At 70.8% G+C, this 22,420-nt stretch carries 20 protein-coding genes; 12 read left to right on the top strand and 8 right to left on the bottom strand.

The window, feature by feature from the left end; all coding sequences use genetic code 11:
• Window positions 1–115: 115 nt before the first annotated feature.
• Both ACWIE7_RS15385 and ACWIE7_RS15380 read right to left on the bottom strand, forming a co-directional pair.
• Window positions 116–1,942 carry an acyl-CoA dehydrogenase gene (locus tag ACWIE7_RS15385; protein WP_452100786.1) on the bottom strand — a complete coding sequence of 609 codons (1,827 nt, stop codon included), beginning with the start codon at window positions 1,940–1,942 and terminating at the stop codon, window positions 116–118.
• Window positions 1,943–2,007: 65 nt separating this feature from the next.
• Window positions 2,008–2,460 carry an Lrp/AsnC family transcriptional regulator gene (locus ACWIE7_RS15380; protein ID WP_230929138.1) on the bottom strand — a complete coding sequence of 151 codons (453 nt, stop codon included), beginning with the start codon at window positions 2,458–2,460 and terminating at the stop codon, window positions 2,008–2,010.
• A gap of 82 nt (window positions 2,461–2,542) precedes the next feature.
• Here ACWIE7_RS15380 and ACWIE7_RS15375 point away from each other — a divergent pair, with 82 nt between their 5' ends.
• Window positions 2,543–3,244 (top strand): LysE family translocator, encoded by a 702-nt coding sequence (locus ACWIE7_RS15375; protein ID WP_454069847.1) that lies wholly within the window; start codon window positions 2,543–2,545, stop codon window positions 3,242–3,244.
• A 34-nt stretch (window positions 3,245–3,278) separates the two neighbouring features.
• Here ACWIE7_RS15375 and ACWIE7_RS15370 read toward each other — a convergent pair whose 3' ends face one another.
• Together ACWIE7_RS15370 and ACWIE7_RS15365 are read right to left on the bottom strand one after the other, a co-directional pair.
• Window positions 3,279–4,163 (bottom strand): SDR family NAD(P)-dependent oxidoreductase, encoded by an 885-nt coding sequence (locus ACWIE7_RS15370; protein WP_344991681.1) that lies wholly within the window; start codon window positions 4,161–4,163, stop codon window positions 3,279–3,281.
• A gap of 131 nt (window positions 4,164–4,294) precedes the next feature.
• A complete protein-coding gene (locus ACWIE7_RS15365; RefSeq protein ID WP_454069846.1) occupies window positions 4,295–6,214 on the bottom strand; it encodes a penicillin-binding transpeptidase domain-containing protein in 1,920 nt (639 codons plus the stop codon).
• Window positions 6,215–6,352: 138 nt separating this feature from the next.
• Here ACWIE7_RS15365 and ACWIE7_RS15360 point away from each other — a divergent pair, with 138 nt between their 5' ends.
• Genes ACWIE7_RS15360 through ACWIE7_RS15345 form a run of 4 tightly spaced genes read left to right on the top strand, consistent with a single transcriptional unit; the run spans window position 6,353 to window position 10,220 of the window.
• A complete protein-coding gene (locus ACWIE7_RS15360) occupies window positions 6,353–7,354 on the top strand; it encodes a dioxygenase family protein (RefSeq protein ID WP_454069845.1) in 1,002 nt (333 codons plus the stop codon).
• 32 nt (window positions 7,355–7,386) lie between these two features.
• Complete coding sequence (locus tag ACWIE7_RS15355; RefSeq protein WP_454069844.1) at window positions 7,387–8,106, top strand: response regulator transcription factor; 720 nt, start codon at window positions 7,387–7,389, stop codon at window positions 8,104–8,106.
• Window positions 8,103–9,596: a sensor histidine kinase gene (locus ACWIE7_RS15350; protein ID WP_454069843.1), complete on the top strand. Its 1,494-nt coding sequence runs from the start codon at window positions 8,103–8,105 to the stop codon at window positions 9,594–9,596. The genes ACWIE7_RS15355 and ACWIE7_RS15350 overlap by 4 nt, the downstream gene beginning before the upstream one ends.
• A 60-nt stretch (window positions 9,597–9,656) precedes the next feature.
• Complete coding sequence (locus ACWIE7_RS15345; RefSeq protein WP_454069842.1) at window positions 9,657–10,220, top strand: DUF4112 domain-containing protein; 564 nt, start codon at window positions 9,657–9,659, stop codon at window positions 10,218–10,220.
• A gap of 19 nt (window positions 10,221–10,239) precedes the next feature.
• Here the strand turns inward: ACWIE7_RS15345 and ACWIE7_RS15340 are convergent, their stop codons facing one another.
• Entirely contained in the window at window positions 10,240–11,295 is a 1,056-nt protein-coding gene (locus ACWIE7_RS15340; protein WP_454069854.1) for a CNNM domain-containing protein, read from the bottom strand.
• A 47-nt stretch (window positions 11,296–11,342) separates the two neighbouring features.
• Window positions 11,343–12,701: a hemolysin family protein gene (locus tag ACWIE7_RS15335; protein WP_454069841.1), complete on the bottom strand. Its 1,359-nt coding sequence runs from the start codon at window positions 12,699–12,701 to the stop codon at window positions 11,343–11,345.
• Window positions 12,702–12,928: 227 nt separating this feature from the next.
• Between ACWIE7_RS15335 and ACWIE7_RS15330 the strand changes: the two genes are divergently transcribed.
• Window positions 12,929–14,404, top strand: a complete 1,476-nt coding sequence (locus tag ACWIE7_RS15330; protein WP_454069840.1) for a peptide MFS transporter — start codon at window positions 12,929–12,931, stop codon at window positions 14,402–14,404.
• A 365-nt stretch (window positions 14,405–14,769) separates the two neighbouring features.
• Here the strand turns inward: ACWIE7_RS15330 and ACWIE7_RS15325 are convergent, their stop codons facing one another.
• The gene (locus ACWIE7_RS15325) at window positions 14,770–16,029 is read right to left on the bottom strand and encodes an Ig-like domain-containing protein (protein ID WP_454069839.1); all 1,260 of its coding nucleotides are present in this window, start codon (window positions 16,027–16,029) and stop codon (window positions 14,770–14,772) included.
• 219 nt (window positions 16,030–16,248) lie between these two features.
• On the opposite strand from ACWIE7_RS15325, the gene ACWIE7_RS15320 reads away from it, so the two are divergent.
• From ACWIE7_RS15320 to ACWIE7_RS15300, 5 genes are all read left to right on the top strand, one after another.
• Window positions 16,249–16,911, top strand: coding sequence for an SDR family oxidoreductase (locus ACWIE7_RS15320; protein WP_454069838.1), 663 nt, complete (start codon window positions 16,249–16,251; stop codon window positions 16,909–16,911).
• A gap of 127 nt (window positions 16,912–17,038) precedes the next feature.
• Window positions 17,039–18,028: an ATP-binding cassette domain-containing protein gene (locus tag ACWIE7_RS15315; protein ID WP_452100798.1), complete on the top strand. Its 990-nt coding sequence runs from the start codon at window positions 17,039–17,041 to the stop codon at window positions 18,026–18,028.
• 38 nt (window positions 18,029–18,066) lie between these two features.
• Window positions 18,067–18,822, top strand: a complete 756-nt coding sequence (locus ACWIE7_RS15310) for an ABC transporter permease (protein WP_230929124.1) — start codon at window positions 18,067–18,069, stop codon at window positions 18,820–18,822.
• 102 nt (window positions 18,823–18,924) lie between these two features.
• Window positions 18,925–19,362 (top strand): hypothetical protein, encoded by a 438-nt coding sequence (locus ACWIE7_RS15305; RefSeq protein WP_454069837.1) that lies wholly within the window; start codon window positions 18,925–18,927, stop codon window positions 19,360–19,362.
• Window positions 19,363–19,431: 69 nt separating this feature from the next.
• On the top strand, window positions 19,432–20,403 hold the full coding sequence (locus ACWIE7_RS15300) for an NADPH:quinone oxidoreductase family protein (protein WP_454069836.1): 972 nt from the start codon (window positions 19,432–19,434) through the stop codon (window positions 20,401–20,403).
• A gap of 114 nt (window positions 20,404–20,517) precedes the next feature.
• Here ACWIE7_RS15300 and ACWIE7_RS15295 read toward each other — a convergent pair whose 3' ends face one another.
• On the bottom strand, window positions 20,518–21,678 hold the full coding sequence (locus tag ACWIE7_RS15295; protein ID WP_454069835.1) for a pyridoxal phosphate-dependent aminotransferase: 1,161 nt from the start codon (window positions 21,676–21,678) through the stop codon (window positions 20,518–20,520).
• Between the two features lie 61 nt (window positions 21,679–21,739).
• Here ACWIE7_RS15295 and ACWIE7_RS15290 point away from each other — a divergent pair, with 61 nt between their 5' ends.
• Window positions 21,740–22,204: a Rieske (2Fe-2S) protein gene (locus ACWIE7_RS15290; protein ID WP_452100802.1), complete on the top strand. Its 465-nt coding sequence runs from the start codon at window positions 21,740–21,742 to the stop codon at window positions 22,202–22,204.
• Window positions 22,205–22,420: the final 216 nt, after the last annotated feature.

Here is a 22,420-nt window from a genome sequence, read left to right as displayed (position 1 = left end):
CGCAGCCCCGGAGCCCGGGCCGACCACCTCGAGTCGGTCCGGGCTTCGCGGCGTCCGCCCTCGGAACGAGGCTGGTACAGGTCGCCGTCCAGACCCCAGCCGCCCCCGGCGCGGTTCAGAACCAGTCGTCGCGCATGTCGAGCGTGGTGCGGTCGCCGGAGGCGAGAAGGTCGAGCTTGGCGTCGACGATCGGCAGCTCGCGGCGCAGGAAGTAGCGGGCGGCCTGGAGCTTGCCGGCGGCGAACGCGTCGGATCCCTCGGCGGCCTCGTCCACCCGCGAGCCCAGCGCGAGCAGCTGCTCGAGCCACATCCACGCGATCACGATGTGCCCCGTCGCCTCGAGGTACTCGGTGGCATCGGCCAGGAACGCCTCCGGATCGCTCGCGCCCACCTCGGCCAACGCGGTGGTCACCTCGATGAGGCGGGTGACGCGGGGCCGCAGCAGCGCGGCCAGCTCGGCGAGCTCGGTGCCGGGCCCGTCCGCGGCGGCCCGGTCACACGTCTCGGTGATCCGCTCGGTCAGTGCGGCCAGCCCGGCACCGCCCCCGGCGAGTACCTTGCGGCCCAGCAGATCCTGGCCCTGGATGCCGTGGGTGCCCTCGTGGATGGGGTTCAGGCGGTTATCCCGGTAGTGCTGCTCCACGTCGTAGTCGATCGTGTAGCCGGCCCCGCCGAGCACCTGGATCGCCAGCTCATTGGCCTTCAGACACCACTGCGACGGCCACGACTTGGCGATCGGCGTGAGGACGTCCAGAACGGTCTTCGCGGCCGCCGCCTCCTCCGGGGAGCCGGACTTCTCGTCGTCGACAAGCCTCGCGCAATACAGGCCCAATGCCAGCGCGCCCTCCACATACGACTTCTGGGCGAGCAACATCCGCCGCACGTCCGCGTGCCCGGTGAGCATGACCTGCGGCGACGCCGGGTCCGCGCCGGCCGACCGGCCCTGGGGCCGGCCGCGCGCGTAGTCCAGCGACTTGAGGTAGCCGGTGTAGCCCAGCGCGGTGGCGCCCAGCCCCACGCCGAGGCGGGCCTCGTTCATCATCGTGAACATCTTCTTGAGCCCGGTGTTCTCCTCGCCCACGACGTAGCCGACCGCGCCCGCCTGACCGCCGGGCGTGTGCAGGCCCTGGCCCAGGGTGGGGGCGGTGTTGACGGTGCCACGAAAGCCCATCTTGTGGTTGAGGCCGGTGACGACAACGTCGTTGCGCTCGCCCAGCGAGCCGTCCTCGTTGACCAGGAACTTCGGGACCACGAACAGGCTGATCCCCCGCGTGCCGGCCGGGGACCCGGGGACCTTCGCCAGCACGAGGTGGACGATGTTCTCGGCCATCTGGTGCTCGCCGCCGGAGATCCACATCTTCTGGCCGAACAGGCGGTAGGTGCCGTCGGGCTGCGGCTCGGCGCGCGTGGTGATGTCCGCCAGGTTGGAACCGGCCTGCGGCTCGGACAGGCACATGGTGCCGGTGAAGCGGCCCTCGATCATCGGCCGGACGTAGCGCTCGATCTGCTCCTCGCTGCCGTGCGTGAGCAGCAGGTTGGCGTTCCCGGTCGTGAGCAGGGGATAGCCGGCCGTGCCGATGTTGGCGGCGTAGAACCAGGCCATGCACGCGAGGTACGCGGTATACGGCAGCTGCATGCCGCCCACCTCGGCGTCCATGGCGGCGCCCACGAGGTCGGCGTCGGCGAACCGGCGCAGCGCCTCGCCGATCTCGGGGATGAGCTCGACGTCCTCGCCGACGAGCCTGGGCTCGGTGAGGTCGGAGGCCCGGTTGTGCGGCGCGAAGTACTTCTCGGCGAGCTCGGCCGACAGGTCCAGCACCGCGTCGATCGTCTCCCGCGAGTGGTCCGCGTACCGCTCGCGGTCGGTCAGCTCGGAGACCCGCAGCCAGTCGTGGAGGAGGAAGTCGAGGTCGGCGCGGGACATCAGGTTCGAGGGGCTCATGTCCTGCAGAATACGTGGGGCGGGCGTCGGCGCAGGCGCACCCGCTGATGCTCTCCGGGGCCCGATCAGAGCGGCACGCCGCGGTCCTCGACGACCGTGCGCATCACCAACGTCGAGCGCAGGTTCCCGACGCCGGGCAGGCCGGCCAGGTGCTCGTCGTAGAGCTTCTGGAACGCGGCGAGGTCGGCCACGAGGATCCGCAGCAGGTAGTCGGGCTCGCCGAACAGCCGCTGCGCCGAGACGACGTCCGGCAGCTCCGCCACCCCCGCCTCGAACGCCGTGAGCGTGGCCTTCTCTCCCGAGCGCATGGTCACAAAGACGAGGGCCTCGAAGTCGAGCCCCACCGCCGACGGGTCGATCACCGCTCGGTACCCGGTGATCGCGCCGGAGGTCTCCAGCGCGCGGAGCCTCCGGTGCGACGACGACACGCTCAGCCGCACCCGGTCGGCGATCTCGGCGAGCGTGAGCCGGCCCCGCTCCTGGAGTGCCAGGAGAATATTTCGGTCGATGCGATCCATGCGGGACATTCTCCCGCAGAACGGACTGTTCGGCGAGTAACTCGGGAGCACTTTTCGCAGGAACGCTCATAGCATTTCAGTCATGCCACTCACCTCTGTCGCCGCGTTCTGGGCGGTGTCCATGCTGTTCGTGCTGACGCCCGGGGCGGACTGGGCGTACGCGATCTCCTCCGGCCTGCGGAACCGCTCCGTGGTGCCCGCGATCAGTGGCATGCTGTCCGGGCACCTGGCGGCGACAATCGTGGTGGCCGCCGGCCTGGGCCTCCTGCTCACCGGGGACCCGATGATCCTGGGTGTGCTCACGGTGGTCGGCGCGCTCTACATCGGTTGGCTGGGCATCGGGATGCTGCGTGAGCCGGGCCGGAGCGAGTTGGGCGGCGGTGTTCTCGATCGCGGGCTCGACCCCGGCGCGCCGGGCATGGTCGGAGCCGCAGGCACTCACACCGGCGCGGCCCCCGCTGCCGGCGCCACCTCCAGCGGCGGGCAGTTCGCGCGCGGCGTGGGCGTGAGTCTGCTCAATCCCAAGGTGATCCTGCTGCTCGGGGCGCTGTTGCCGCCGTTCGCCGCCCCGGACGCGGCCCTGCCGATGCCGGCCCAGATGATGGTCCTGGGCTCGGTGCATCTGGCCGGCTGCGCGGTGGTCTACTTCGCCGTCGGGCTGCTGGCCGCCCGGTACCTGAGCGGGCGGCCGTCCGCGGCGGCGACCGTGACCCGGCTGTCCGGCGTGGCGCTCACGGTCGTGGCCGCGGCGCTGCTGGTGCGCCAGGTGGCCGGCTGGATGTGACGGCGGGGCCGGGCATGCGCGGGCGCCGTTCGCGTCAGCTTTTGCCGGTCGCGGCCGCGAACTTGCGGCCCATGTCGAGCATCGTCTTGGCGTAGACCGCCGGGAGCAGACGCTTGCCGCGGTAGTTCTTGCGGGCGTCGGGGTCGGGGAGGATGAGGAACTCGCCCGCATCGAGCGCGAGCATGACCTCGGCTGCGATCTGGTCGGCGTCGAGCTTCGCGCGGGTGATGAGTTTGGAGGCGAACCCGGCCGCCGCGGGGTCGGAGGAGTTGAGGCTCGAGGCCAGGTTGGTGCGGAAGAACGACGGGCAGATCACCGAGACGTCCACGCCGAACGGCTCGAGCTCCCAGCGCAGGCTCTCCGAGATCGCCACGACGGCCGCCTTGACCGCGGTGTACGAGCTCATCGTGGGCGGATGCACCAGCCCGGCCAGCGAGGCGGTGTTGACCACGCGGCCGCGGCCCTGCTTCTTGAGCATCGGCACGAAGGTGCGGCAGCCGCGCGCCACGCCGAGCAGATTGATGTCGGTGATGAGGCGCCAGTCGTCCTCGGTGAGCATCTCGATCCGGCCGCCCTGCGCGATCCCGGCGTTGTTCACCAGGACGTCGAGGCCGCCCCAGATCTCATCGATCTCGTCGCGCGCGGCCTGCCACTCGTCCTCCGAGCGCACGTCGAGACGCAGATAGCGGGCGTCCGCCGGCACGGTGTCGGGACGGTCGTCGGAGGGCGCCAGGTCGGCGATCATCACCCGGTCGCCGCGCTCGAGAAACGCTGTGGCCAGCGCCAGGCCCAGGCCCGAGGCGCCACCGGTGATCAGCACGCGCCGGTTGGTGTCGGCAGGGGACGGGGTCGACACGAAAGGCAGTCGGGACAGGCGGCGGGCCGCGGAATCGGGGAGGGGCAGGTCGCTCAGGCGCATGAGCCGAAACTACCCGTTCCCGAGGCTCGGCCCACTGACTGAGCGTGGCTCACCCCTGCCCGACCCGGCGACACCGGGCCCAGGGTCGGCGGGCTACCGGCCACTGAGCCGACGGCCCCGCCTACCCGCGCTCAGCCGGCGGCCAGCGGCGCGGGCTGGCCGGCGGAGGTGAGGAAGTTCGCCGCCATCGACACCGCCGGCCCGGAGGAATCTGCGCCCTCGATGAGCACCGCCACCGCGATGTCGCCGGTGGAGCCCACGAACCAGCCGTGGGACGGCCCGTTGCCGACCTCCGCGGTTCCGGTCTTGCCACCGAGGCCCGGCACCGAGTTGGCGGCCGTGGCCGTGCCGGTCTGCACTGTCTGCACCATGTAGCGCCGGAGGGTGTCGACGACGTTCTGCGGCAGGGGCTCCGGCGAATCGTTGGCCACCGCCGGCATCCCGGAGATGAGCTCCGGCAGGATCATCCGGCCGTTGTTGGCCAGCGACGCGGTCATCACGGCCATGCCGAACGGGCTGGCCAGCACCTCGCCCTGCCCGATCGCCGCCTCGACCCGGCCAGGGCCGCGCTCGGTGACGGGAACAGAGCCGGTGAACCATGACGGGCTCATTCCCGGCCCGGAGAATCCGACGCCCAGGCCAAGCTGCGCGGCGGTGTTCTTCATCGCCTCCGGCTCGAGCCGGTCGCTGATCACCGCCTGGCTTGTGTTGCACGAGCGTGCGAATGCGGTCTCCAGCGGCACCTCGCCGAGCGCGAAGTCGTCGTCGTTGGGGATCGTGCGGCCCGACACGGTGATCTGCGCCGGACACGGCACGATCTCCTCCGGGCCCACCACCCCGGACTCGAGAGCGGCGGCCGTGGTGACCACCTTGAACGTGGAGCCGGGCGGGAAGCGACCCTCCAGCGAGACGGGGCCCTGCGCGTCGGCAGCGGAGTTCTGCGCCACCGCGAGGATGCCGCCGGTCGACGGTTGGATCGCGACGATCGAGGCGGCCTGGCCGGAGCCGTCCACCGCGGACTGCGCGGCCTGCTGCATCGAGATCTGCAGCGTGGAGGTCAGATCGTCCACCTGTCCCGCCGGCGCCCCGCCCAGCTCGACCGGCTCGGCATCCGGGTTGATGATGTCCGCCGACCAGCCGCCGGAGGCCTGCAGCGCCTCGAGCCACGCGTTAGGTAGACCGTTCAGCGCCGGCGAGCTCAACTCGCGGTCGGTGCGGATGAGATCTCCCCGCTCGGGCAGCGTCACCCCCGGCACGGCGGCCAACTGCTCACGGATCGGGTCGATATCGCTCGGCCGCAGCCCCACCACCTGGTACGGCTGGTCGCCTGCCTCCGCCATTCCGTCGCGGATCGACTGCCCGGTGATCGTCGGCGCCGCACTGTTCACCAGCTGCGCCACCGCGTCCGCGCTCGCGGCGGCGTCCGGGGCGAGCGTCACGGCCGTGACCGGAGTCCACTGCATGAGCGGCGCGCCCGTGCGGTCGAGGATGTCGGTGTCGTAGTCCATCAGTTCGGCGTACTCCAGATACCCGCCCGCGACGAGACGGGAATCCAGGATCGTGGGCTCCCACTGCACCTTCCACTGGTCGTCCACCTTGACGGTGCCCGCCTGTCCTGAGGTGGTCACCGAGCGAGATCCGGCCTCGCCGCCGGTGTCCGTGGGGCCGGGGGTGGCCTCGTCGTCGTCACCCTCGGCGCCGTCGTCGTCACCGTCCCCCAGGTCCCACGTGAAATCCACGGCCACGGGGTCGCGGTCGGGGCGCCGGTCGCCGTCGGGGGTGTCGGCCGACAGCGCGGGGTAGCCCATGCCGGCGACGCTCGCGGTGAGGGCCTCCTCCGCGGCCACCGGGTCGGTGGTGAGGGCGGCCGCCCCGGCGAGGTCGCCGCGCTCGAGGACGGAGAGGAACTCCTGCAGCTCGTCCGCGCCGGTGTCGCCGGTCAGCGCCGCGCAGCCGGAACCCGCCATGACGACGGCGAGGGCGGCAGCCGCGAGGCCGGCGGCGGGGCGGGTCCGGTGACGTGTGTGCGGACGGCGGGTCGAGATCGTCATCACTCCACGAAACCAGAATCTGTCCGCCACCGCTGCCGGGATCGCGGCCGCGGGCGTCCAGCAACTTCACAGGAGACCTCCAGTCGGCGTACGGGAAGCGGCTCTACCGTCAGGTCATCGCCGAAGAGAAGGACTGTGATGACAACCCACGACGACCACCCCGACCAGCATGAACACGACCTGGGCCTGCGCCACGACATGGCCGTCCTGTCGCGACGCAGCGCCCTGAGGGGACTGTTCGGCGCGGCCGGACTGGCGACGCTCGGGTTGGCGGGCTGCGCTGCCACGGAGACCGGCTCGACCGGGACGACCTCGGCCGCGGGGAGCACGCGGGCGACCACCGGCGCCGCGACCGGCGCCGCCGACTGCGTTGCCGCCGCCCCCGGCGAAACCGCCGGTCCCTACCCGGGCGACGGGTCCAACGGCCCCAACGTCCTGGTCGAATCCGGGGTCCATCGCAGCGACATCACCACGAGCTTCGGCACCATGAGCGGCACCGCCGAGGGGGTGCCCATGACCGTGACCATGAGCCTGCAGGACCTCACGCAGTCGTGTGCGCCCGGCGCCGGCATGGCCGTGTACCTGTGGCAGTGCGACCGGGAGGGCAGGTACTCCCTCTACAGCGACGGCGTGACGGACCAGAACTACCTGCGTGGGGTCCAGACCGCCGACGCCGACGGGCGCGTGACGTTCACCTCAGTCTTCCCGGGTTGCTACGCGGGACGTTGGCCGCATCTGCATTTCGAGGTGTACGACACGCTCGCCGCGGCGGTCGCCGGGGAGAATGCCCGGCTGACCTCGCAGATAGCGCTGCCGCAGGACGTGTCCGAGGCCGTGTACGCGGCGGACTCCGGGTATTCGGCCTCGGTCGCCAATCTCTCGCGGGTGAGCCTGGAGACCGACGGCATCTTCAGCGACGGCTGGGATGCGCAGCTGCCCGCCGTCTCCGGCGACCCGCGGGCCGGGTACTCGCTCGACATCACGATCGGCGTGGCGTCGGCGGAGGAGAACGCGGCGAGCGGTAGCGCAGGCGGGCCCGGCGGTGGCCCGGGCGGCGGCGGTCCGATGGGTGCTCCGCCCGAGGGGATGGCCCCGCCCGAGGGCATGAGCCCGCCCGGCGGCCAGCGCACACCGGCCTGATCAGGCGAGAGGGTTCGGGCACACTCGTGATCATGACCACAGCCACGGACGCCCAGGGCGCCGCCGTCCGCGTGCTCGTCTGCGACGACGAGCCCGGAATCGTCGAACTGCTCCAGGTCAGTCTGACGTTCCAGGGATTCGAGGTGGCCACCGCCGACACGGGTACGAGGGCGATCGACGTCGCTCGTGCGTTCCGCCCCGACGTGGTGGTGCTCGACGTGATGATGCCGGGGATGGACGGGTTCGACGCCCTGGCCCGGCTCCGCGCGGACGGCTCCACGGCCCCCGTGCTCTTCCTCACTGCCAAGGACGAGGTCGCCGACCGCGTACGGGGGTTGACGATCGGCGGCGACGACTACGTGACCAAACCGTTCAGCCTCGAGGAGGTGATCGCCCGGATCCGGGTGCTCGCGCGCCGGGGCGCGGCACCCCGCGACGAGCCTGCGGCCGATCACCGGATCGCCTTCGCGGACATCGAACTCCACGACGATTCTCACGAGGTGTTCAAAGCCGGTGAGGCGGTCGCGCTCTCGCCCACGGAGTTCGCGCTGCTGCGCTACTTCATGGTCAATGCGGGCGTCGTGCTGTCCAAGGCGAAGATTCTCGACCACGTGTGGGACTACGACTTCGGAGGAGACGCAGGCGTCGTCGAGTCCTACGTGAGCTACCTGCGCCGCAAGGTCGACACCGGCCCGGTCAAGTACCTCCACACTCTGCGCGGGGTCGGATACGTGATGCGCGAGCCCCGATGACACGGGGTCGGTTCGAACGCATCCCGCTGCGGGTCGTCCTCGTGGTGACGATGGTCCTGCTGGTCCTGGCGGGCCTCGTGGCATCGGGCGCGGCGGTGGCGGTGACCATGCGCGCGCAGCTGATCGACCGCGTCGACGCGCAGTTGATGGACGCGGCGGGCGGATGGGCGCACCGCCCGCCGGGCGCTCCCGGCGTGCTGCCCGGCCAGGCCGCTGGCCCGGGCTCCGACACCGACACCGACACCGGCACCGGCGCCAGCCCCGCACCCGGCACCAGCTCCGGCCCGCCGTCCCGGGGCGCGCCGCCGAGCCGCTTCTATGTGGAGGAGCGGTCCGCGTCCGGCTCGGTGGTGCTGTCCGTCGACGAGACGGGCGAGAGCCCCGAGGTCCCGGCGAGCCCCGCCACCGGCACGCCGACCACGGTCACCGGTACCGGCGACGGGGACTGGCGGGTGGTGGTCCTGCCGTCGTCGAAGGGGACCACGATCGTCGGACTGCCCATGGACCGCGAGGTCGACCAGACCGTCGCGCTCCTCATCACGGTCTCCGCCGTGGTGGGGGCCGCGGTCCTGCTCGTCGTGGGGGCGGCGGGGTGGTTGCTGGTCACCCGCGCGCTCCGGCCGCTGGACGAGGTCCGCTCGGCGGCCGGCCAGATCGCCGCCGGGGATCTCCAGCGGCGTCTGCCGCCCCGGCCCCGTGGCACCGAGGTCGGTGATCTCACGGCCAGTCTCGACGAGATGGTCGACTCGCTGCGCGGGGCCCTGGCCGCGAGCGGCGAGTCGGAGGCGGCGGCGCGCGCGGCGGAGTCGATCGCGCGCGCCTCGGAGGAACGCACCCGACGGTTCGCCGCCGACGCGAGCCACGAGCTGCGCACGCCGCTCACCTCGATCCGCGGGTTCGCGGAACTGCACCGGATGGGCGCCCTCCCGGACTCGGATGCCGCCCTGACGAAGATCGAGGCCGAATCACTCCGGATGTCACGGATCGTCGAGGACCTGCTGACCCTCGCGCACCTCGATGCCGAGCGGCCGCTCGACCGCGCGCCCGTTGACGTGGCCGGGCTCGTCTCCGATGTGGTTGATGCCGCCGGCGCCACCGACCCGTCGCGGGAGGTCGACCTGCAGGTCACGGGGGTTCCCGTGGTCACCGGTGATGCGGGCCGACTCCACCAGGTGGTGACCAACCTCGTCGTCAACGCCCTGCGTCACACCCCGCCCGAGGCCCGCGTGTGGGTGACCGTCGCCCACGAGCGGAGCGAGGCGGTGATCACGGTCCGCGACGACGGCCCCGGGATGGCGCCCGAGGACGCCGCGCGGGCGTTCGAGCGCTTCCACCGGGCCGACGACTCGCGCACGCGCACGCGAGGCGGCGGGAGTGGGCTCGGGCTGAGCATCGTCGACGAGCTGGTCCGCGCGCACGGCGGCACCGTCGAGCTCGACACCGCCCCCGGCGCCGGCGTCGTCGTCACCGTCCGGCTCCCCGCGGACTGACCTGGGTCCGCTGGCGCATCGCGGTGGCGCGCCGCGTCACGGCCCGTACGCTCGGCCGATATGACCGGCGCCCGCCCCGACCGCACGCCCGGCGCGACCCCCGTCGCGCCGGCCCCCGGCATGCCGACCCCGGGCACGCCCGCCGCTCCGGTCCCCGTCGACCGCACCGGCGGCTCGCCCCTGACCGCCGGCCTGGCGCGCGTGCTCGACGACCTCGTCCGCATCCCCGGCACCCGCTACCGCGTGGGGGTCGACCCGGTGATCGGGTTCGTGCCCGGCGTCGGCGACGCGGTGGGCACCGTGGTGGCGGCGGTCGTCATGGTCGAGGCCGTGCGCAACCGGGTGCCGGTCCGCATCCTGTTCCGCATCGGCTGGAACTACCTGGTCGACGCGGTGCTGGGCACGGTCCCGTTCGTCGGCGACGTGGCTGACGTCGCGCACAAGGCCACCTCCAAGAACCTGCGACTGGTCAACCAGACGATCGCCGATGGCAGGACGATAGACACCACCGCCCGCGGCTATCTGCTGCGGGCGGTGGGTGCGGTGGGGCTGATGCTGCTGGTGTTGATCGGCATGGCCGGGCTTGCGCTGTGGGGCCTGCTGAAGTTGATCGGGCTGTTCTGAGCCGGGCCCGGCCCCGCGCCTAGCCGGAGGTCGCCGGGAGGAGGCGGCGGACCACGTCGTCGAGGGTGACGACGCCGCGCACCTCGGAGACGTGGGTGCCCGGGTGATCGCCGGACTGTTCGACGACGACGAGATGCGCCCGCGAATCACGCATCCGCCGGAACGCCTCCGCGACGGACAGATCGAACTCCAGGGACAGGCACGGACGCATGAGTTCACGGGCGGTGGCGGCCCCGGTGACATCGATCGAGTCCCGCGCGTGCACCACGCCGACGGCGGTGTCGTTCTCCAGCACCAGCAGCCGGAGGTGTCCCGTCCGGCGGGCGGTCTCGCGGATCTCCTCGGGGCTCGCATCGACGGAGACCGACGACATCTCGGACTCCGTGGCCGGGGTGTCGGCATCGCGCTCGCCGAGCAGGTCCCCCATCGTCAACTCCTGGAGTTCGAGGGCGCTGAGCAGCTGGCGCTGGCGGGACTCGTCGAGTGTCCCGGCCTCACCGGAGTGACGCACCAGCTCGCGCAGCGAATCGGCGTCCTGCCCGGACGAGACCTCGTCCCTCGCGTCCACACCGAGCTTGTGCAGGATCGCGTTGGCGGTGTTGTTGAGCAGGAGCAGCAGCGGGCGGGTGAGCCAGAGGAACCCGCGCATCGGCAGCGCCAGCAGGGTGGCCGAGTACTCCGGGTGCGCGATGGACCACGACTTGGGCGCCATCTCGCCCACCACCAGGTGCAGGAACGTGACGATGATCAGCGCGAGGATGAACGCGATGACGTCCGCCGTCCACAGGGGCAGGCCCCAGCCGGAGAACACCGGCGTGAGCCAGTGGTGCACGGCCGGCTTGGTGATCGAACCCAGGGCCAGGGCGCACAGGGTGATGCCGAGCTGCGCGCCCGCCAGCAGCAGGGTCAGCTCGGAGGCGTTCCGCAGCGCGGCACGCGCGGCGATGCTGGTGGCGGCCGCGTCCTCGAGACGGTGGCGGCGCGCGGAGATCAACGAGAACTCCACGGCCACGAAGAATGCCGAGGCCACGATCAGCAGTGCGGTCGCGGCCAGCACGACCAGCGGGTTGTTCATGGCCCCCGACGGTGCCTCGGCGGCGAGCAGGGTGACGGTCTCGGTGTTCATCGGGTGGCCTCCTCGACCGCCACGTACAGCTGGGAGGGCACTCGACGCTCGATCTGCCGGACCTCGGTGTGCAGGATCCGCGAGCGCGACAGCTCCTCGAACACGTCGGTGTCGGGCAGGTCCACGTCCACGCGGTCGCCGATCGCGGGCAGGTCGCCGGAGGTCTCGATCACGAGGCCGCCCAGGGTCTCGGCGTCGGTGTCTGGCAGCGTGATGTCGAGCAGGCGTTCCACCTCGTCGAGGTGGGTGTCGCCGCTGACCAGCCAGCCGTCACCCTCGCCGACGGGGATGCCCGCCGCGGCCTGGGGGTCGTGCTCGTCGACGATCTCGCCGACGATCTCCTCGGCCATGTCCTCCATGGTGACGACCCCGGCGAAGCCGCCGTACTCGTCCACCACGACGGCCATCTCCGAGCCCGCGTCACCGAGCCGGTTCGCGACCTCCGGAAGCGGCAGGGAGGTGGGCACGACGATCGGCGCCCGCATCAGCTCGGACACCTGGATCAGGGTTGTGTCCTTGTCGTCGGAGACGACGAGCAGGTCGTGCAGGTCGACGACGCCGATCACGTCGTCCGAATCCTCGCCGACCACCGGGTAGCGGGTGTGGCCCTTCGCCATCTTCGACAGCACGTCGCAGACGGTGTCCTCCCCGCGGACCACGTCGGTGCGCGAGCGCGGGACCATCGCGTGCTCGGCGGGCTGGCCGGGGAAGTCGAGCATGCGGTCGAGCAGTCGACTGAGCTCGGGGGAGAGCTCACCAGCCTCGCCGGACTCGGCGACGATGTGCTCGAGGTCGCGGGCGGTGGCCGAGTGCTCCTTGTCGTGGACCGGCTCGATGCCGACCAGCCTGAGCAGGGCCTCGGAGGCCTTGTCGAACAGGCCGATGAGCCAGCCGAACATGGCCAGGTAGATCGAGGTGGACCGCGCCAGCCAGCGGGAGACCGGCTCCGGCTTGGCGATCGCCAGGTTCTTGGGCACAAGCTCGCCGAAGATCATCTGGACCACGGTCGAGAACAGCAGTGCCAGGACGGTACCCACCACCACGCCGACGGCCTGCGGCACGGAGGCGAGGCCGAGGAGGTCGCCGAGGGCCCGCCCGATGAGGGGTTCGGCCACATAACCCACGACCAGGGTGGTGACGGTGATGCCGAGCTGGGCGCCCGACAGCATGAACGAGGTGCGTCGGGTGACGCCGAGGACGCGTTCGGCGACAGGGTCGCCCTTCTCGACGGCGGCGCCCATGCGGGAGCGGTCTACCGCCATGAACGCGAATTCCTGGGCTACGAAGTAGCCCGTCAGCGCGGTGATCGCCAGGACCACGACGACGCCGATCAGTAGTGAGAGCGCGATGCTCATCCGGTGTGCCCCCTTCCGTGAAGGGGGCGGATAGATCGGGCCGGGGTGTCGGCTCGGGTCACTGGAGGTGCTCCTGCGCGTTCTGCTCGGGGTGCCCCGAGTGGGTGTACTCGGGCTGAGTAACCGATTGTCCCGTTCGCCGGTGGGAATGTCGACTCCCACCCTGTCGGGCGTGGCGAATAGCACGGGTTTGTCACCTGCCGCTGTCAGGAGTATCACTGTCTGACATGACAACTCGGAATCCCGAGGTGGCTCTCGCCGATTCGGACCGTAGGTTCTTCGGCCATCCACTCGGTCTGGCCAACCTCTCAGGCATCGAGCTGTGGGAGCGATTCAGCTTCTACGGCATGCAGGGCCTGCTGGCGTACTACATCTACTACGCGGTCGGCGAGGGCGGTCTGGGCTTCTCCGAGCAGATCGCCACCTCCATCGTCGGTGCGTACGGCGGTCTCGTCTACGCCTCCGCGATCCTCGGCGGCTGGGTCTCCGACCGGCTCTTCGGCGCGGAACGCACGCTCTTCGGTTCGGCCGTGTTGATCATGCTGGGGCACATGTCCCTGGCGTTGATTCCCGATGCCATCGGACTCGGCATCGGTCTGGTGTTCGTCGGCGTCGGCGCCGGCACTCTCAAGGCCACCACGTCGACCGTCGTCGGCGACATGTACCGCCGGACCGACGACCGCCGGGACGCCGCGTTCTCGATCTACTACATGGCCGTCAACATCGGTGGCCTGCTCGGCCCGCTGGTCACCGGCGCGCTGTGGGACACCCACGGGTTCCACTGGGGCTTCGGTGCGGCCGCGGTCGGTATGGCGATCGGACTGATCCAGTACGTCGCCATGCGTGGCTCCACCCTCCGAGGAATCGGCGTGGAGGTTCCGGATCCACTGCCCCGCGCGCTGCGTGTCCGCTACCTGGGTGTCGGCGTTGTCGTCGTCGTCCTCATCGTGGCGGCCATCGCCACCGGCCTCGTCCCGCTCGAGTGGCTGGCCAACATCGTCACCGCGATCGCCGCGGTCGGCGCCGTGGTCCTGTTCGCGATCCTCATCGGCAGCTCCAAGACGCAGGCCGACGAGCGTCGCCGCGTGATCTCGTTCATCCCGATGTTCCTCGCCTCGGTGATGTTCTGGGCGCTGTTCCAGCAGCAGTTCACCGTGATCGCCATCTACTCGGACCAGCGGCTGGACCGCAACATCGGCGGCTGGGAGTTCCCCGCCAGCTGGGTGCAGTCCATCAACCCGCTGTTCATCATCATCTTCGCGGCCGTCTTCGCCACGATGTGGGTCAAGCTCGGCAAGCGCCAGCCGTCCACGCCGATGAAGTTCGCGCTGGCCAACCTCATCATGGGTATCGCCGCCCTGATCTTCCTGCTGTTCGTGGGTCACCAGTCCACGCCGCTGCTGGCCATCGTCGGCATCCTGTTCCTGTTCACGATGGCCGAACTGCTGCTCTCGCCGGTCGGGCAGTCGCTGGCGACCAAGCTCGCCCCCGAGGCGTTCAAGACGCAAATGGTGGCGCTGTTCTTCCTCACCGTGTCCATCGGCAGCGCGCTGTCCGGTGTGCTGGCCGGGTACTACGACCCCACGGACGCCGGCGCCGAACGCTCCTACTTCCTGTTCCTGGGCATCGCGTCGATCGTCGTGGCGATCGTAATCGCGCTGCTGTCGCCGTGGATCAAGAAGAACATGATGGGCGTCCGCTGATCGGCTGACCTACGCGGGGTCGGGGTCGGCGGCGGCCGATCAGGCAGGCCCGGCCGATGCCACGGCCCAGGCCCGGCCGCCGGCTCGGCCCGCCGCCGGGGCCGCGCCCGATTTTGTCGACCTCACTGCGATTATTTCGGGTGGATTTCGCAGTGGCGCCAACAAGGTTCGCAGTGATGTCGACCAAGTGGGATCTGGCGCCCGGCACTGGGCCCAGACGACCGCCCGGGCCCGCCCGGGCCCGACCGCCAGGCCCGCGCCGGGTTTTGTCGACCTCACTGCGATTATTTCGGGTGGATTTCGCAGTGATGTCGACGAAGCGAGGCTGTGCCGTTTGGCGTGAAGCTGAGCGGATGCCCGGCCGCTCAGTCGGCGGAGCCGCTCTGCCAGACGTCCCACGGCACGGACCAGTCGCCGTTCTTCCACTGCTCGAGATCCGGACCCTGCGTGCCACGGATCTCCACCACGTCACCGGTGGTGGCCTGGTCGAAATACCACTCGGCATCGGCCGACGACAGATTCAGGCAGCCGTGCGAGGTGTTGGTGTTGCCCTGCGCCCACACGGTCGCGGGCATGGCGTGGAAGTAGATGCCGTTGTTGGAGATGCGGACACCGTGCGCGACGGTCGTGCGGTAGCCGGCCGACAGCGGGAGCCCGTAGGTGGTGGAGTCCATGAGCACCGAACTGGCCTTGTCGAGCACCGTGTAGGTGCCGGGCTGAGTCCAGAAGTGCATGGTCACGTCGCCGTAGGTGGCCCAACCGCCCTTGCCCATCGACGTGGGCATGGTCTTGATCAGCTCCTGGCCGTGGTACACCGAGACCGTCTTGGTGGCGTCGTCGGCGATCGTGACCCGGCGCTCGCCGATCGAGAAGTCCACCGCGGCGTTGTCCGCGCCCCACTGGCCGCCGCCGAGGTTGCGGCCCTCCAGATCGAGGTCCACCTCCACCTCGGTGCCGGTCGCGTAGTAGTCCTTCGGGCGCCAGTGCGCGGTCGAGTCGTCGAGCCAGAACCAGTTGCCCTCGACCTCGGGAGTGGTGCTGACGTGCATGTACTTCTCGGCCTCGTCGCGATCCGAGACGGGCTGGTCGAACGTGGCGGCCACGACGATGCCCACGCCGTACTCGCGTCCCGACTCCAGCGGGGCGCCGCCGGTCGTGACGAGGTCGACACCCACGGTCGACTGCGGGTTGGCCATGGTGAACGACCGCGTGTCCGTCCTGGGACCGCCGGTCTCGCCGTTGTAGGTGGTCTCGAGCGTGTAGGTGCGGCCGTACCCGAGCGGGATGTCGGGCCGCCACTCGGTGCCGTCCGCCGAGATCGTGCCGTCGATCCGGTTGCCGGAGTCGTTGGTGAGGACGACCTCGGTGATGGTGCCGTCCTCCACCGCTGCGGACACGCCGTCCCGGATGGCGACGTCCGTCGCGCCGTCCGCAGGGGTCACCGTGAGCTCGGCCGGCCGGGGCGCCTGCGAGGTCTCGGACGGGGTGGTCTCGCCCGCGGAGCCGGTGGGCACGGGGACCGTGCACCCGGAGATGACGAGGGCCAGGGCTGCCAGCCCGGCGAGAAGGGCGAGCGGAACCAGGGTCCCCGGGCGTGTGGGACTGCCTGACCGGGAGAGGGACATGCGTAACTCCGAATGCGACTGCGCGAGATCAGCCGGTGAGTACCGGCTTACGTCCCACATGATGCCTGCCGGGTACGACACGGGACGAGCTGGAAACGGGCCCGACGGCGTGTCGTTGCGCAGTTGTGACCGGAGGGAGTGAGAAGCGCTCACATGGTCTGACGTGAGTCTCATTCATCTGCTGGTCCCGCCCGCGATCGGGCGGGTAGAACAGAGGCCATGGGTATCGAGCTTCCAGTGACAATCGTCGGCGGCCACGGCAAGGTGGCCCTGCGCGCCGCCCGGATCCTGTCGGAGGCGGGAGCCGAGGTGTATTCGGTGATCCGCAACCCCGATCACGCCGAGGACGTGCGTGCGACCGGCGCCACCCCGGTGGTGGCGGACGTCGAGAAGCTCGCCGACGACGAGTTTCGTGAAGTCCTGCGCGGCAGCGGCTCGGTGGTCTGGTCCGCCGGCGCCGGCGGCGGCAACCCGGAGCGGACGTACGCGGTGGATCGCGACGCCGCCATCCGCTCGATGGACGCCTGCGTGGCCGAGGGGGTCGAGCGCTACGTGATGGTGTCCTACGACGGGGCGGGCCCCGACCACGGGGTGCCCGAGGACAGTTCCTTCTTCCCGTATGCCGAGGCCAAGGCGGCGGCGGACGCGCACCTGCGTGAGACGGATCTGAAGTGGACGATCCTCGGCCCGGGCGCGCTGACCGACGAGCCCGGCGGCGAGTCGATCGGCGTGGGGGACGACAAGAGCGAGGACCGCAAGACCAGCAGGGACGTCGTGGCGGACGTGATCGCGGCGGTGCTGCGCAGGCCGGACACCATCGGGCGGACGATCGACTTCTCCGACGGTGACACCCCGATCGGAGAGGCCCTCACCAGGGAGTGAGCCCGTGCCCGGGTCCGTGCTCACGGCGGCCGCCGGACCACGGTGCGCGTGAACGTATAGACCAGCGCGCCGCGGGGCTCTACTGTTTTCGTGGCCAGTAGCGCACACACGTGGGGAGCCGTCCGAGATGATCCGTGCCCGTGGACTCCGACAGACCTTCCACAGTCGCAGGGGTCGCGAGAAGGTGGAGGTGCACGCCGTCGCCGGGGTGGACATCGACGTCGCGGACGGCGAGGTCGTCGGGTTCCTCGGCCCGAACGGTGCGGGTAAGACCACCACCCTGCGCATGCTCACGACTCTGCTGCGGCCGACCGCCGGGGAGGCGACCGTCGCCGGGTATGACGTGGTGACCCAGTCAGCCGAGGTTCGCAGGCGGATCGGGTACGTCTCCCAGGTCGGCTCGACCGGTTCCGAGCCCCGCGCCGGCGAGGAGGTCGTGGACCACGCCATGCTCTACGGCTTGAGCCGGGCCGACGCGACGGTCCAGGCCCGGAAGCTGTTCGAGGAGCTCGAGCTGGACGGGCTGTGGGACCGGAAGTGCTCGAAGATGTCCGGCGGGCAGCGCAGACGGCTGGATGTGGTGATGGGCCTGGTGCACTCGCCGTCGCTGGTGTTCCTCGACGAGCCCACCACCGGACTGGATCCACAGGCGCGTGCCAATCTCTGGCAACACATCCGCGGGCTGCGGGAGCGCCGCGGCGCGACCGTCTTCCTCACCACCCATTATCTGGACGAGGCGGATGCGCTGAGCGACCGGATCGTGATCATCGACCACGGGGAGATCGTGGCCGAGGACACCGCCGAGAACCTCAAGCGCCAGGTCTCCGGAGACCTCGTGGAGGTGGAGGTGGCGGACCCCGCCCGCGCCGCCGACGCGGCGGGGGTGCTCGACCGCGCCGTGCGGAACCGCGCGAATGTCTCCGGTCGGGCGGTGAACGACGTCGTCGTCGCCTCCACCCGACTGACCGCGCGCATCGATCGCGCGGCGCTGGCGCTGCCCGACATCGTGCGCGAGATGGACTCCGCCGGCATCGCGCTGGTGTCCGTTGACGTCACCCGCCCCACGCTCGACGACGTGTTCCTCGACCTCACCGGCCGCTCGCTCCGCGACAGCTGACCGACAGGCCCCGTTCTCCGCCCGCCCAGGAGCCCCCAGTGTCCTTCTTCCGCGAATCGACCATCATTTTCCGTCGACAGCTGCGCATGAACCTGCGTAACCCGGCGTGGGTGCTCATCGGGATCATGCAGCCGGTTCTGTACCTCCTGCTGTTCGCGCCGCTGCTCACCCCGCTCACCGAGCAGTTCGGCGCCACCAACGCCTACACGTTCTTCGTCCCCGGCCTGCTGGTCCAGCTGGGGATCTTCGGTGCCCTGTTCGCCGGCTTCGGGCTCATCGCCGAGTGGCGTGAGGGCGTGGTCGAGGCCGAACGCGTGACGCCGGCCAGTCGCACCGCGCTGCTGTTCGGCCGGGTCATGCGCGACATCCTGCAGCTGCTCGTGCAGGCACTGATCCTGGTGGGGCTGGGCTATGCCATGGGGATGGAGGCGCCGATCCGGGGCGTCGTCCTGGGCATCGGGCTCACCGTGCTCACCGGCGCGGCCGGCGCCGCCGCCTCCAATGCGCTCGCGCTGACCTCCAAGAGCGAGCAGGTCATGGCGCCGCTGACCAACATGCTCATGATGCCCATCATGTTGCTGTCCGGGATCCTCCTGCCCATGACGCTCGGACCGGCCTGGCTCCAGCGGGTCTCGGACCTCATCCCCTTCCGCTACATCGTCGACACGGCGCGGTCCGCCTTCGCCGGGACCTTCGTCGCCTCCACGATGCTGTGGGGGATCGGGTGGGCCCTGGTGCTGTTCGCGGCAGCCATCTGGTGGGGCACCCGCGTGTTCCGGCGGGAGAACGCCTGACACCGGGTTCGCCGCCTGACGTCCCTCTCGCCGCCGCCTCGCGCGGTCCCGGCGGGCCGAGGCACGGTTTTCGTACGTCGCCGCCGGGGTTATCCTCCACGGGTGAAGATCCTGGTGGGCGGCTCGTGGACCACGGTGGTCTGCGCCCTCCTCACCGCCCTGTGGAGCGTCCCGCAGTTCCTGGTCTCGGGAACGGTGACGCTCAGCACCCACCCCTTGTTCCCGGTGCTATTTTTGTTCCCGGCCCAGATCGGTGTGCCGGTGAGTCTGCTCATCTCAATGAACTCTGTGCTGTTGGTCGGCCGCCGACGCCTCACCACTCTTCCGCGCGCACTCATGGGCGGCGGCCAGATCCTCACCGTGGCACTGCTGATCATCTGTGCACTGCTGTTGCTGATGCCCACGGCGTTCGGGCGGGAGTTCATCGTGATGGCGTTGGCGTTCCAGGTCGGTCAGGTGGTCGTGGCGTCGGGCCTGGTGATGTACCTGTGGCAGCGGCGGACGAGCACGCGTCGGCGCGCTGCAGAACAGGCGCGGTGAACGCGGTCCGCTGACCGGGGGCGCCCCGACTCCCTGACATGTGTCCAGGCGACTGACACTATGGACCGCATGCGTGCCATCCACATCTCCAGCCATGACGGACCCGCCGCCCTCGAGGTGGTCGACATCCCCGAACCCGACGCGGGGGAGGGGCAGGTCGTCATCGACGTCCACGCCTCGGGCGTGACCTTCCCGGAGGTCCTGCAGACCCGCGGCAAGTACCAGATGTCGCCGCCGCTGCCGTTCGTGCCGGGCTCGGAGATCGCGGGCGTGGTCCGTTCGGCGCCGGAGGGCTCGGGCCTGTCCGCCGGCGACCGCGTGTGCGCCTTCCCCGGACTCGGCGGCTTCGCCGAGGTGGTCGCCACCGACCCGTCGCAGGTGTTCCCGCTGCCCGCCAGCCTCAGCTTCACGCAGGGCGCGTCGGTGCCGATGAACGTGCTGACCGTGCATTTCGCGCTCGCCCACCGCGGCCGACTGCAGGCCGGGGAGACGGTGCTCGTGCACGGGGCTGGTGGCGGGATCGGGATCGCCGCCACCCAGTTCGCCACCGCGATGGGTGCGCGCGTGATCGCCGTGGCCTCCACCGAGGAGAAGCGGGACCTGGCGCTGCAGGCCGGCGCGTCGGAGGCCATTGCGCCCGAGGGCTTCAAGGACGCGGTGAAGGAGCTCACCGGCGGGAAGGGCGTCGACGTCGTCGTCGACCCCGTGGGCGGTGACAGGTTCACCGACTCGATCCGCGCCCTCGGGCAGGAGGGCCGGATCCTCGTCATCGGGTTCACCGGCGGCGACATCCCCACCGTCAAGGTCAACCGCCTGCTGCTCGGCAACAAGAGCGCCGTGGGCGTGGGTTGGGGCGAGTACTGGATGAGTAACCCCGGCTACCTGCAGAAGCAGTGGGCCGAGGTGCAGCCGCTGCTGGCCGCTGGCAAGCTCGACCCACTCGTCGGAATGGAATTCCCGCTGGAGAAGGCCACCGACGCGCTCGAGCTCATGGACGGCCGCGGCGCCGTCGGCAAGATCGTCCTCACCCACGGTCGCTGAGGCGGCGCGCGACCGCTGCACCGCGCTGACCTGCGGTGCCCTGCTCGGGCCGGGCAGGGCACCCCAGGTCAGAGGGGGATACCGGTGACCGGTTCCCCGCGCGAGCCGGCCGCGTCAGCGCTTGAGCGCCTGCAGCCGGCGGCCGGCCTCGTCGAGCACCTCGGGCCGCTTGCAGAACGCGAACCGCACCAGGTGCGACCACTCGCTGGCGAAGCGGTCGGTGAACGGCGCGAACGGCACCGCCGCCACCCCGATCCGCCCCGGTAGTTCGAGGCACCAGGCCGCCGCGTCGGTCACCCCGAGCGGGCGGGGATCGGCGGTCAGGAAGTAGGTGCCCTGCCCGACGACGAGATCGAACCCGACGCCCGAGAGGACGTCCACGAGCTGATCGCGTCGTTCCTGCATGCCGTCACGCAGCGAGTCGATCCACTGCTGCTCGTGCCGGAGTGCGTGGGCGACCCCCAGCTGCAGCGGCGTGGCGCCGGTGAAACTCATGTACTGCTTCGCGGCGCGCACCCCCGCCACCAGGTCCGCGGGCCCGGTGACCCAACCGACCTTCCAGCCGGTGCAGTTGAGCATCTTGCCCGCGCTGGAGATGCGCAGCGTCCGCTCGGCCATCCCCGGCAGCGTCGAGATGGACACGTGCTCGATACCGTCGAAGGTGAGGTGCTCGTACACCTCGTCCGAGATCGCGATCGCGTCGAACTCGTGGCACAGGGCGGCGATCTGCTCCAGATCCTCGCGCGGCAGGACGGCCCCGGTGGGATTGTGCGGCGTGTTCACCAGTACGGCCCGCGTCCGCGGGGAGAACGCGGCCCGCAGCGAGTCCACGTCCAGCCGAAAGCGGCCGTCCTTCAGGACCATCCGGGCCGGGCGACGGGTGGCGCCGGCCATCGCGATGGTCGCCGCGTAGGAGTCGTAGTACGGCTCGATCACGACCACCTCGTCGTCGGACTCCACCAGGCCCACCACCGCGCCGGCGATCGCCTCGGTCGCGCCGACCGTCACCAGTACCTCGGTGTCGGGGTCGCGCACCAGCCCGGTACGGGAGCGCTCCAGCTCGGCGATCGCCTGGCGCAGCTCCGTCACGCCCGCCCCGGGCGGGTACTGGTTGTGGCCCTGGCGCATCGCCCGCGCCGCCGCCTCGATCATCGACGCGGGGCCGTCGGTGTCGGGAAAGCCCTGACCGAGGTTGATCGCATCGTGCCTGGTGGCGAGCTGCGACACCTCGGCGAAGATGGTGGTGGAATGCGGGGCGAGTCTGCGGACCGTCATGGGGGCAGCCTAGGGCCGTCGCCGGAGTTCTCTACCACGCGGGGACGGATACCATGGCCTCATGACCGATTCCCCCGCCGCTACGTCCGTCACCAAGGTCGGGCCGTGCACCCAGCGCCGCACGGTCCTCATGGCACTTCCCGGGATCGTGCTCCTGCCGGGCATCGCCTCCGCGTGTGGCATGACCCCCACGCCCGAACCGGCCTCGACGGTGCAGCAGACCACGACCGTCCCCTCCACGACCATCGACGCCGCCGAGATCCCTGTCGGCACAGCCAAGCAGTTCAAGGCCGGCGACGAGAACGTGATCGTCGCGCAGCCCGCCGAGGGCGAGTTCGTGGCCTACTCCTCGCGCTGCACCCACCAGGGTGGAAACGTGCAGGTCGTCGAGGGCATGACGCTGCGGTGCCCCCTGCACGGCGCCGAGTACGACGCCACCGACGGCCGCAACACCCTCGCGCCCGCGCCGCGGCCGCTGGACGCCATTCCGGTCGCGGTGTCCGGCGACAAGCTGACGCTGGGCTGACGCGCAGCCCCGCCAGCCCCGCGCTGGCGGCGCTGGCCCGCCGCGACCCGCCGCCGCCTGGCCCGTCGCGGCCCGCCGCCCCACGGCCCGTCGAGAAGAGTGTTTCGCACACATCGGTCGAGGCGGTCTCAGGGAGTCAGCGCAACACCGTTGATGAGTTCGTTCATCTTGACATGGGGGCTGAGGAAGCCGTGGAGGGCGCGGGGGCGGATGTTG

The sequence above is a fragment of the Dietzia sp. NPDC055343 genome (assembly GCF_053645265.1).
The sequence above is the reverse complement of the archived record's forward strand: the minus strand, read 5'-3'. Positions and strand labels throughout refer to the sequence as shown.